Source organism: Ornithinibacillus caprae (assembly GCF_009728145.1).
Taxonomy (GTDB): Bacteria; Bacillota; Bacilli; order Bacillales; family Amphibacillaceae; genus Ornithinibacillus; species Ornithinibacillus caprae.
The window spans coordinates 196,578-206,866 of record NZ_WOCA01000007.1 but is presented as its reverse complement, the minus strand read 5'-3'; the positions used below and the strand labels follow the sequence as shown (position 1 = coordinate 206,866).

Here is a 10,289-nt window from a genome sequence, read left to right as displayed (position 1 = left end):
TGTGTATGTCTGGTAGCGATAGCGAGAAGGTCACACCTGTTCCCATGCCGAACACAGAAGTTAAGCTTCTCAGCGCCGATGGTAGTTGGGGCTTTGCCCCTGTGAGAGTAGGACGCCGCCAGGCATAATACGTTGGCCCGTTGGTCAAGCGGTTAAGACACCGCCCTTTCACGGCGGTAACACGGGTTCGAATCCCGTACGGGTCACCATTATGGAGGATTAGCTCAGCTGGGAGAGCACTTGCCTTACAAGCAAGGGGTCACAGGTTCGAGCCCTGTATCCTCCACCATATTAAAATACAACTAACTATGGTCCGGTAGTTCAGTTGGTTAGAATGCCTGCCTGTCACGCAGGAGGTCGCGGGTTCGAGTCCCGTCCGGACCGCCATTTGCCGGCCTAGCTCAATTGGTAGAGCAACTGACTTGTAATCAGTAGGTTGGGGGTTCAAGTCCTCTGGCCGGCATCTTTTTTATGTCTTTAAAAGAGCCATTAGCTCAGTTGGTAGAGCATCTGACTTTTAATCAGAGGGTCGAAGGTTCGAATCCTTCATGGCTCACCATTTTATTGCGGGTGTGGCGGAATTGGCAGACGCGCTAGACTTAGGATCTAGTATCTTCGGATGTGGGGGTTCGACTCCCTTCACCCGCACCATTTACTTTAATAGTTACGCGGAAGTAGTTCAGTGGTAGAACACCACCTTGCCAAGGTGGGGGTCGCGGGTTCGAATCCCGTCTTCCGCTCCATAAAGTGCCGGGGTGGCGGAATTGGCAGACGCACAGGACTTAAAATCCTGCGGTAGGTGACTACCGTACCGGTTCGACTCCGGTCCTCGGCACCATATGCGCCCGTAGCTCAATTGGATAGAGCGTTTGACTACGGATCAAAAGGTTAGGGGTTCGACTCCTCTCGGGCGCGTTTTTACTTCGGGAAGTAGCTCAGCTTGGTAGAGCACATGGTTTGGGACCATGGGGTCGCAGGTTCAAATCCTGTCTTCCCGACCATTATACGGGGCCTTAGCTCAGCTGGGAGAGCGCCTGCCTTGCACGAAGGAGGTCAGCGGTTCGATCCCGCTAGGCTCCATATTATATTGGCGGTGTAGCTCAGCTGGCGAGAGCGTACGGTTCATACCCGTGAGGTCGGGGGTTCGATCCCCTCCGCCGCTACCAAATATTTTTTTATTAGACGGCGGTCGTGGCGAAGTGGTTAACGCACCGGATTGTGGCTCCGGCATTCGTGGGTTCGATTCCCACCGGTCGCCCCATATTAAATTGGACCCTTAGCTCAGTTGGTTAGAGCTATCGGCTCATAACCGATCGGTCGCAGGTTCGAGTCCTGCAGGGTCCATCTAGGTCCATCTTAATATTACGGAGGTATACCCAAGTCTGGCTGAAGGGATCGGTCTTGAAAACCGACAGGCGGGTCAAACCGCGCGGGGGTTCGAATCCCTCTACCTCCTCCATATATATTGTTGGCTCTTTGATATAGGGATAGATTAGCCAAACAATAATTAAAAGCAATATTTCTAATAAAAGTTCAACTCATGGCTCGGTAGCTCAGTCGGTAGAGCAAAGGACTGAAAATCCTTGTGTCGGCGGTTCGATTCCGTCCCGAGCCACCATTTTATAAGACTAATAGTGGAGGGATAGCGAAGTTGGCCAAACGCGGCGGACTGTAAATCCGCTCCCATCGGGTTCGTAGGTTCGAGTCCTACTCCCTCCACCATTTATATATATGACAACTTGCGGGTGTAGTTTAGTGGTAAAACCTCAGCCTTCCAAGCTGATGTCGAGGGTTCAATTCCCTTCACCCGCTCCATTTATTAAATGGGCCTGTAGCTCAGCTGGTTAGAGCGCACGCCTGATAAGCGTGAGGTCGGTGGTTCGAGTCCACTCAGGCCCATCATTATTAAGTAGGTATATATTTACTAAAATTCCATACACTATGTATGTTAAATAAACATTGGGGCCTTAGCTCAGCTGGGAGAGCGCCTGCCTTGCACGCAGGAGGTCAGCGGTTCGATCCCGCTAGGCTCCATCTAAAAAGATCACGATTAGCAATCAGCTAATTGTGATCTTTTTTATTAAATATTTATATGGGAAGTAGGACTTATCCTAAGTCCCTCCAAGCCATACCCTTAAGTCTAATTTATAGTACCATTAGTTTGATTTAACTGGTACCAGAGGGATAAAAATTTTGCACTTTTATTTGTTAATGTACTTTGTAATGGAATATGTGCTGCTTGAATAGCAATGGGGCTTGGTGGAAATGAGTGATAATCTGGATAATTGTATGGTGTATTTGAGAAATACATAAAACGTCTTCCTTTCCTTAAATTTACTATACATCTTATGCAAATATAAGGCAGATGCTATAGGACAGATAACTAAAAGTATTGGAATAAACCATTCCGGGACAATGGACCTGACCCTAAGTCCCACCAACCATTCCGGGACAATGGACCTGACCCTAAGTCCCACCACCATTCCGGGACAATGGACCTGACCCCTAATCTCACCCCCTACTCTCTCTTTAGATTCACGGTTTCCTGTGGGAAGTAGGTTAAGATTTCAATTAGTTGGTCTGCCATATATGCTGGGGTATATTTATAGTCAGTATTGATCCATTCCAAAATTAAGCCAAATAAGGCATAAGAGTAATAGCTAATTAAAAATTTTGTATCTACTTTGTCCGTTGTTTGAATTAACTCTAAATCATCATAGGAAAGCTGTTTTAAGACACCACATATTTTATGTTGAATTCCAGGAATTGCATTAGAGGACACAATTGCACTATAAAATTTAGAATGTCTATAAACATGTTCGAAGATTTTTATTTTTGATGATGTTAATTCATGAATCGAGAGCTTTTTTGAATCAAGATATGGTGCTCGATAAGAGTCCATTAAGTCACACATTACGTCGTCAATGAGATCGTCTAGTAACTCTTCTTTTGTATAGTAGTGTTTATAAAATGTACCACGATTAAGATTGGCTTGTTGTACTATTTCTGTAATAGTTATTTTTGTAAAATCTGATGTTTCCATAATCAAAAGTAAGGCATCTTTTAAGGCACGTTTAGATTTATTTATTCTACGATCAATCCTCATAGACAAACCACCACCAATTTGTTTATTTTCTTCTATTTAATCACCAAATTTAAGAGATAATATTCGTTTATCAACATTTTGGAATTTGTTTGTTCATTGCTTGTTTTAAGTATAATCTATTAAACTAATAGTGTAAAAGATAAGTAAAAGTATAAAAGGAGGTTGTTTATATGAGATTAGAAGGTAAAGTAGCAATAGTAACAGGGGCAGCTTCTGGAATGGGAAAAGCAATCGCTGAACTTTATGCAAAAGAGGGAGCAAAGGTTGTTTTAGCAGACTTAAATCTTGATGGTGTTGAAAGCGTGTCTGAAGAAATTAAGAAAAATGGCGGAGAAGCTAAGGCAGTTAAAGTAAATGTAGCAGATGTAGCAGATATTGAAAATATGATTGATGCAGCAGTAAATGAGTATGGGACATTAGATATTCTAGTGAATAATGCTGGAGTGATGGATGGCTTTGAACCAGTAGGAGATATTCCTGATGATAAATGGGATTTTATCTTTGATGTAAATACGAAAGGTGTCATGCGCGCAATGCGTAAAGCAATACCAATCTTTCTTGAAAAAGAAAGTGGTGTCATTATCAATACAGCATCTACTGGTGGTTTTAGTGGGGCACATGCAGGAGCAGCGTATGGAGCGTCTAAACACGCAGTTGTTGGATTAACTAAGAATACTGGATTCATGTACGCAAAAAGTGGGATTCGCTGTAATGCAATCGCACCAGGTGCAGTAGAAACAAATATTGGTTCAAGTATGAAAAATGTAAATGAATTTGGTATGGGACGAGCAGGCTTAGCCCATGCAGTATCACCACGTACTGGTCAACCAGAAGAAATTGCACAAGCTGCATTGTTCTTAGCATCTGATGAATCTAGTTTTGTGAATGGAACTGTGATTACAGTTGATGGAGGTTGGACCGCAGCATTTTAATTCGTACTAATTAGGATCCTCCTACTTTAAGGAGGATTTTTAATCGGCAACTATAAATATATAAAGGATGGGGAAACATTCATTACGCTGAGTATATTGATGTTAGCAGCAACGAAGTACATTGTTTTAGATACAGAGACTAATGTTTATGCTGATTTTCCACACACTTACTATAAAAGAATATTTAATTTGATCAATTTAAGGCACCTCAACTCAGGATAAGTAGTTCGGTTAATGTGGAGAAAATTAAAAATAACAATGTTTTTCGCATTAAAAAAAGTAATATAAATAACAATGTATTTTACAGTTGATTTAGCACATAAAAACGCTTGGAATTTCTCCAAGCGTTTTTCATCGTATAACTTCTGTTCTTATCATTCCTGAGTAATATCTACAATAATTTCATCGAAATATTCTCCATCAATATAAACATTTAACTTCCATAGTCCCGATGATGGAAACAATACTGATGAACGAGCGTGTCCGTTTATTTCATCACCACGAGGAATTAATTGTTCATCTTTAAATGTTATTGGATTTATCGCTTCTTCTTCTCCTTGTTTAAAGGCTTTTACTTCCCATTCTTTGTTGGATATATCTTCGGTTCCCCAAAAATGCCACATCCACTTTTGTCCATTTTCTATAACAGTTTTAGAACCAATAATTCCAATACTACCTTCTTTTCCAAACATTTCGCCATACTCATTAGTAAAAGTCGGGCTATTATCTTCCCATTTTTCTTCTTTAATTGTTTCCTCCGATTTACAAGCAGCCATTACAAAAACAATACTAAACACAATCAACATCAACAGTTTATTTCTCAAAGAACTTCCCCCTTCATTTTCGTAAAATCCTTTTTAGTTGTTCGTAATTTATAAATTTATTTTAGCATAAATTTTCCATTTCCTTTCAAAAAATATGTCCACTTAATATTAAGTGAACTACCTTAGATATATTATATCTTTCAAATCAAACTCTTTATCTGTAATTCCTAACCTTTGAGCAGGAGTAAGTTCCTTACCATCGGCTGATTTATAGGTTTCGCAAAAGTTGTAGAAAGTCCTTAGAATAGTTAAGGCATATTGAGCATACTTCGGATTAAAGTTAGCATAAATATAACTTTTTCCATCGCCTCTTGCTGTCATCAAAGGTCTTTCAAGGATAGATAACCTTCTTCGAATTTGCTGAATAAAACTATTCGTGGCGTTATCATTTACATTCATTATCAGTTTCGTTATTTCTTTCGGTTCAAGGGAAGATAAATCAGTTGTACAATCCACTTTATGAAATCCTTTATCTCTTGATGCCAATGGGTGTGTTATTGGGTTTTTCGCCCAGTCATTATAAGATTGTGTTGCTGTCTTGATTTCTTTATGAAATTGGTGTGTTTCAAATTGCTCTTTCAATGAAAGGTAAGCCAATTTACGCAGGTTCTTCGTTTCGTATCCTCTATGAAATCCCCAATCCAATAAGTCGGCTTTTGCATCATCAAACTCTTCTAAACATTGCTTTCTACTCTTGTTCTTATCGAGCAGACAGAGAAAATGATGTGCATCAGACATTCTTACTTCTTTCGAAAACACTCTGAAGAATGCAGTCATAATAGAAGGGGCATTATCACTAATCATTCTCCATTCATTAGCTTGTACCATTTGTTTTACAGCCAATAGTGAGCCATCGTCGTGTAAGTGGGATTAACGTGAAGTCCATCCACATACTGCATCCTTTTGTTAAATTCGTTTAATTCTGTACGATATTCGTATGGTGTTTGGGTATCGTTGTCTGTCGGTTCTTGAGGGTAATAGGAAAAATCTAAACGGTTATTCTTTTTGCTAAAATCGTTCAAATGGTCTTCTTTATAAACCACAGTATCGTATTTCAAGTCTTCTACTGTCATTTCCCAATCATACGCAATATCTGACCGAAAGACATATCGTGACATAGTATCCGCTGAAACAACCACATAGGTCTGTACTTGGCTATCTTCTAAACCAAAATACTTATGACCACCTTGACCTTTCTTATGAACATTATTAAGGTTGTAGTGCATTTTATCGGTATTTAACCACATTTCTTTGAATGAGGCAGTAGCCAGTGGTGTTGTTTCATACTTCTCTAAGAATTCTAGACAACAACGGTATAACCATTCTAATTTGTGATAGTAAGTGCCGACACCAATTTCTAAAATATCACAAGTTCGACTGATTGGCATTTTGTTTAAAAGTAATTTCGCAAACATCGGAAGAATATCATTCTTCTTTTGACGATAGGTGGTGGATTGTCGTTTGTTTGGAAGGATGCTTGTTTTTTTCTTGCATACTTTACATTGCCATCGTTGAGCATTATTCAATGTCTTTCCTTGTTTATAAAACTCGCTTGGCGTATCAAAAGGTGTTAGATGTCCAACAATACAACTATCCTTATGGAAGTTATATTCTGGCTCAACATCCTTAGTCTGATTGATACGAACAAGCCTTGAAATTTCTTCGGCAACTGACCAATTAGAAACAGTAATAGGACTACAATTTAAAGTCATACCAATTGTAGGATTGATAGGGTCAGGATTGCATCGTAATTTCTTTTGACTGTTTTTCCCACCGCCTTCTAATTTATAGCGTGATGGTTTCCCTTTAACTGTTTCAAACTTTACTTGTCCTTGACCACACCATTTACATAAAGGGTTTGTACAGAAGTTGTATTGTATTTTATGTGTATATCCATTCCAAGTGAATTCGATAGGGAGAAACAGCATATGATTATAGCGAAAGGCAAATTTCTTATCCGATAGGAGTTTATATTGTTCCTTTCTATCATTCAATTCTTCTTCACTAACAGGATTATGAACAACAACGATGCCATCTTCTTTTGAGCTAATCGTTGTAATTTAGCCAAGTTTTTGTCCCTCCATTACATCTTCTATCCCCATTTTTCTTATCATTCTTTTGTTGTTTCGAATGCCATCAATCCATTTAAGAAACTCTTCATCTTTGAGAAGGTTTTTTAAGAACATATCAACTACTTCGCTCTCACTATATTCGCAGTATTCCGCATAGTTTTTCACTATTTCTCGGACTTGTTCAGAGATAAGCCAATCTACTTTATCAGCATTATTATTCTTTGGTTTAATGAATTGCACTATATTTTCACTCCTAATAAAAAGTAGTAGAATTAGCATAGTAATTAACACCTATTTTAGCATCCTAATTTTCGCATTGACAACAGTTATTGTCACTCTGTTATTTAGTATGCGATTTCCTATGCTATTTTATACATTTTTTGAGTAAAAACATTGATATATCAATAAAAACAATAGACCAAATCAGTCTGCGATTTGGTCTATTAATTGATATGCTATTTATATTGTTTCTCCACAAAAACTGAACTACTTAAACTCAGGAGGGTGTCTTTTTTTAATAGAAAAACTGAAATGGTACTTCCTATTTATTTCATTTCTATTGTGTTCAACAAAATTAGTAGAGAAGGAGAAATGGGGTCAGACCTCATTTCTTCTTTACATAGACTTTTGGCCTTCTCTCAGACTACAAACCTATGTTTTATCGTATTTTTTACAACTTTTTATTAGTGAATTAAACCCAAAGTAATAGGGATATAGAACTCATTTTTAGATAATTCAAAATTTATTATCAATTCTATTGAACTGCCTTCAAACAAGTAATATAATGGTTTCGTGGATAATTTGAGACAGAAGGGAAGGGTACCTTGAATAATTTCTCATCCACCTTACTTATCTAAATCTGCTCGTAACTCAATTTTTGAACACCCTGTAAATTACAAAAAAGATTCAAGTAATCTATTAATTTTGGAGGGATGTTGTATGAAGTTGAAAATGTGGCCTACTATTTTTACAGTTTTAACGTTAGTGGTGGTATTTGGAGCTGTACTGTTGTTGCAGCAATTATCGACTTCGGAAGTTACACAAGGGAACGTAGAAGATAAGGAAAAAGAGGAATTTATCGAGAAGGGACCTGGGAAACGAGACGATTGGTTTATGACTCAAAAGGGGTTTGAAGAAGATGTTATTCCTAGAGATGCTTTTCGTAAGGCTCGAGAGCAGGCAAATGAACTTAAAAACGTAACGGCAAAAGAAGCGCCTGGAGCATTAAATCAGGAGTGGGAATTTAATGCTCCGAGTAACATAGGTGGACGTATAGTTGATGTAGTCGTTGATCCACACGAGGAGGATACCATTTATATTGGTGCTGCTTCTGGTGGGGTATGGAAAAGTACAGATGCTGGGGATACGTTTGAAGTTGCTTGGGATGATAACTTAACTCAATCAATTGGAGCGGTTGAAATTACCAACGAAGGAACATTATTTGTTGGAACTGGAGAAGCTAATCCTGGTGGAGGAAGTATTGTTTATGGTGGTTCTGGGGTTTACCGCTCTACAGACGGTGGAGAGAGCTGGGAAGATATTGGGCTAAAAGAAACCAGTTCTATTGGTAGAATCATGGCAGACCCAGAAGATCCAAATACTGTTTATGTGGCTGCAACTGGACCTCTATTTCATGATGGTGGAGAAAGAGGATTATACAAAACCGAAGATGGCGGAGATTCTTGGGAATTAATCCTGGAAGGTGAAAATCTAACGACAGGTGCTATCGATATAGCCATCGATCATAGCGATACAGATACCCTATTTGTAACGATGTGGGATCGAATCCGATATCCGAGTGGAAGACAATACGGTGGAGAAGGAACAGGACTTTATCGTTCCACTGATGGTGGGGATACATGGGAACAGTTAACCGATGGACTACCTGATGGAGATCTTGGAAGAATGGGTATTGCACTTTCAAAGAGTAATCCAGACCGTGCATATTTGACGGTAATTCAATCTAGCGGATATTTTGAAGGATTATATATTACCGATGACGGTGGAGATTCCTGGGAAAAGGTTGCCCACAATAATCGTCTAGCAAACTCTCAATCGTCCTTTGGATGGTGGTTTGGTCGTAACTATGTAGATCCTAATGATGAGGACCATGTCTTTGTTTCTGGTGTTAACTTATTGGAATCAACAGATGGAGGGGAAAATTGGAGTGAATCTAACGGAAGGGCAGTACATGCTGACCAACATTCCATGGCTTGGGATCCAAAAGTGCCTGGTAGAGTTTATCTAGGAAATGATGGTGGTGTATATCGTTCAGAAGACAATGGTTCTGTAACGAACGAGTGGGTTAAAGCAACCTATGAACCATACACTCAATTCTATACACTTGCGGTCAGTCATCAAGACCCATCAAGGCTATCAGGTGGAACACAGGATAATGGTTCCATCCGCTCATGGGGAGAAGGCGAAGACGACTGGAATAATTATAATGGTGGAGATGGACTAGAAAATCAAATAAACTATGAAGATTATAACTGGGTTTACGCATGTTATCAATATGGCAACTGTTCTTGGTCAGATGATGGCGGGGAAACGATGAATAACTTTACACGTAATACGGTTTCAGACCGCCGTAATTGGTTGTCACCACTTGAATTTGATCCAAACGATCCTTCAATCATGTACTATGCAGGAAATATTGTAAACAGATCGACTGATGGAGGGAAAACTTGGGAAGCAATCAGTCCAAGTCTCTCTGATGCGGAAAGTATAGATAACTATCCATATGGTACAGTTACCACTCTTGCCGTTGCTAAATCTAATAGTGATGTTATTTATGCAGGAACGGATGACGGTCGTCTTTGGACGACAAAAGATCTTGGGGAAAATTGGACCGAGATTGATGAAGATGAATTACCAGGTCGCTGGGTTACAAGAGTTGCAGTTGATTCCAAAAATGCGGATATTGTTTATGCGACCTTCTCAGGATTTCGTGCAGCAGAGGATGATTCTCATGTCTTAAAGAGCACTGATGGAGGAGAAACATGGGAGGAAATAAGTTCCAATCTTCCAGATGCTCCTGTAAATGACATTGTGATCAATCCTAAGAATCGTAATACGCTTTATGTAGCAACAGATGTTGGTGTTTATGTATCTCCTAATGGCGGTAAAAAATGGTATAGCCTAGGAGAAGGTATTCCGTTAGTTGCAGTAACAGACTTGGAGTACCATGAACCTACAGGTGTATTATATGCAGCAACATTCGGTCGTGGAGTCTATGAGGTAGAACTACGGGGTTGGTAATATAGTAGTATAGGAAATAATAATCAGCTGTTCTCTTTGAGAGCAGCTGATTTAACGTAAAAGGTAATTAGTACAAGACAAGAGTCTGACAGGT

At 39.4% G+C, this 10,289-nt stretch carries 7 protein-coding genes, 20 tRNA genes and 1 rRNA gene; 23 read left to right on the top strand and 5 right to left on the bottom strand.

Going from position 1 to position 10,289, the window contains the following annotated elements; all coding sequences use genetic code 11:
• Positions 1-8: 8 nt before the first annotated feature.
• The 21 genes from rrf to GMD78_RS11260 all read left to right on the top strand — a co-directional run bounded on the left by rrf (position 9) and on the right by GMD78_RS11260 (position 2,034).
• Positions 9-124, top strand: a 5S ribosomal RNA gene (gene rrf / locus GMD78_RS11360).
• 10 nt (positions 125-134) lie between these two features.
• Positions 135-209: transfer RNA gene (locus tag GMD78_RS11355), tRNA-Glu, on the top strand.
• A 4-nt stretch (positions 210-213) separates the two neighbouring features.
• Positions 214-289: transfer RNA gene (locus GMD78_RS11350), tRNA-Val, on the top strand.
• 21 nt (positions 290-310) lie between these two features.
• A tRNA-Asp gene (locus GMD78_RS11345) sits at positions 311-387 on the top strand.
• Positions 388-390: 3 nt separating this feature from the next.
• Positions 391-463 (top strand) — tRNA-Thr (locus GMD78_RS11340).
• A gap of 20 nt (positions 464-483) precedes the next feature.
• Positions 484-559 (top strand) — tRNA-Lys (locus GMD78_RS11335).
• 7 nt (positions 560-566) lie between these two features.
• Positions 567-651: transfer RNA gene (locus GMD78_RS11330), tRNA-Leu, on the top strand.
• A 17-nt stretch (positions 652-668) separates the two neighbouring features.
• Positions 669-743: transfer RNA gene (locus GMD78_RS11325), tRNA-Gly, on the top strand.
• A 6-nt stretch (positions 744-749) separates the two neighbouring features.
• A tRNA-Leu gene (locus GMD78_RS11320) sits at positions 750-838 on the top strand.
• 3 nt (positions 839-841) lie between these two features.
• Positions 842-915, top strand: a tRNA-Arg gene (locus tag GMD78_RS11315).
• Between the two features lie 9 nt (positions 916-924).
• Positions 925-1,001: transfer RNA gene (locus tag GMD78_RS11310), tRNA-Pro, on the top strand.
• Between the two features lie 6 nt (positions 1,002-1,007).
• Positions 1,008-1,080: transfer RNA gene (locus tag GMD78_RS11305), tRNA-Ala, on the top strand.
• Positions 1,081-1,089: 9 nt separating this feature from the next.
• A tRNA-Met gene (locus GMD78_RS11300) sits at positions 1,090-1,166 on the top strand.
• 19 nt (positions 1,167-1,185) lie between these two features.
• Positions 1,186-1,261 (top strand) — tRNA-His (locus GMD78_RS11295).
• 9 nt (positions 1,262-1,270) lie between these two features.
• Positions 1,271-1,344 (top strand) — tRNA-Ile (locus GMD78_RS11290).
• Between the two features lie 22 nt (positions 1,345-1,366).
• Positions 1,367-1,459: transfer RNA gene (locus GMD78_RS11285), tRNA-Ser, on the top strand.
• Between the two features lie 83 nt (positions 1,460-1,542).
• Positions 1,543-1,618 (top strand) — tRNA-Phe (locus GMD78_RS11280).
• 18 nt (positions 1,619-1,636) lie between these two features.
• Positions 1,637-1,722, top strand: a tRNA-Tyr gene (locus GMD78_RS11275).
• Between the two features lie 19 nt (positions 1,723-1,741).
• A tRNA-Gly gene (locus GMD78_RS11270) sits at positions 1,742-1,815 on the top strand.
• 10 nt (positions 1,816-1,825) lie between these two features.
• Positions 1,826-1,899: transfer RNA gene (locus GMD78_RS11265), tRNA-Ile, on the top strand.
• A gap of 62 nt (positions 1,900-1,961) precedes the next feature.
• A tRNA-Ala gene (locus tag GMD78_RS11260) sits at positions 1,962-2,034 on the top strand.
• Between the two features lie 484 nt (positions 2,035-2,518).
• Here the strand turns inward: GMD78_RS11260 and GMD78_RS11255 are convergent.
• A complete protein-coding gene (locus GMD78_RS11255; RefSeq protein ID WP_155668923.1) occupies positions 2,519-3,106 on the bottom strand; it encodes a TetR/AcrR family transcriptional regulator in 588 nt (195 codons plus the stop codon).
• A 170-nt stretch (positions 3,107-3,276) separates the two neighbouring features.
• Here GMD78_RS11255 and GMD78_RS11250 point away from each other — a divergent pair, with 170 nt between their 5' ends.
• Positions 3,277-4,038 (top strand): SDR family oxidoreductase, encoded by a 762-nt coding sequence (locus GMD78_RS11250; RefSeq protein ID WP_155668922.1) that lies wholly within the window; start codon positions 3,277-3,279, stop codon positions 4,036-4,038.
• Positions 4,039-4,412: 374 nt separating this feature from the next.
• Here the strand turns inward: GMD78_RS11250 and GMD78_RS11245 are convergent, their stop codons facing one another.
• From GMD78_RS11245 to GMD78_RS11235, 4 genes are all read right to left on the bottom strand, one after another.
• Positions 4,413-4,862, bottom strand: a complete 450-nt coding sequence (locus GMD78_RS11245; protein WP_246187637.1) for a DUF4871 domain-containing protein — start codon at positions 4,860-4,862, stop codon at positions 4,413-4,415.
• Between the two features lie 117 nt (positions 4,863-4,979).
• Positions 4,980-5,705, bottom strand: a complete 726-nt coding sequence (locus tag GMD78_RS21975; RefSeq protein ID WP_246187636.1) for a hypothetical protein — start codon at positions 5,703-5,705, stop codon at positions 4,980-4,982.
• The gene (locus GMD78_RS21970; RefSeq protein ID WP_246187635.1) at positions 5,696-6,856 is read right to left on the bottom strand and encodes a hypothetical protein; all 1,161 of its coding nucleotides are present in this window, start codon (positions 6,854-6,856) and stop codon (positions 5,696-5,698) included. The genes GMD78_RS21975 and GMD78_RS21970 overlap by 10 nt, the downstream gene beginning before the upstream one ends.
• Positions 6,857-6,922: 66 nt before the next feature.
• Positions 6,923-7,174 (bottom strand): hypothetical protein, encoded by a 252-nt coding sequence (locus tag GMD78_RS11235; RefSeq protein WP_343042263.1) that lies wholly within the window; start codon positions 7,172-7,174, stop codon positions 6,923-6,925.
• 699 nt (positions 7,175-7,873) lie between these two features.
• Here GMD78_RS11235 and GMD78_RS11230 point away from each other — a divergent pair.
• On the top strand, positions 7,874-10,195 hold the full coding sequence (locus GMD78_RS11230) for a WD40/YVTN/BNR-like repeat-containing protein (protein WP_155668920.1): 2,322 nt from the start codon (positions 7,874-7,876) through the stop codon (positions 10,193-10,195).
• Positions 10,196-10,289: the final 94 nt, after the last annotated feature.

Bases quoted from the DNA above. Each gene is read 5' to 3' on its own strand.
- GMD78_RS11255 (WP_155668923.1), bottom strand. From the start codon at position 3,106: ATGAGGATTGATCGTAGAATAAATAAATCTAAACGTGCCTTAAAAGAT.
- GMD78_RS11250 (WP_155668922.1), top strand. From the start codon at position 3,277: ATGAGATTAGAAGGTAAAGTAGCAATAGTAACAGGGGCAGCTTCTGGA.
- GMD78_RS11230 (WP_155668920.1), top strand. From the start codon at position 7,874: ATGAAGTTGAAAATGTGGCCTACTATTTTTACAGTTTTAACGTTAGTG.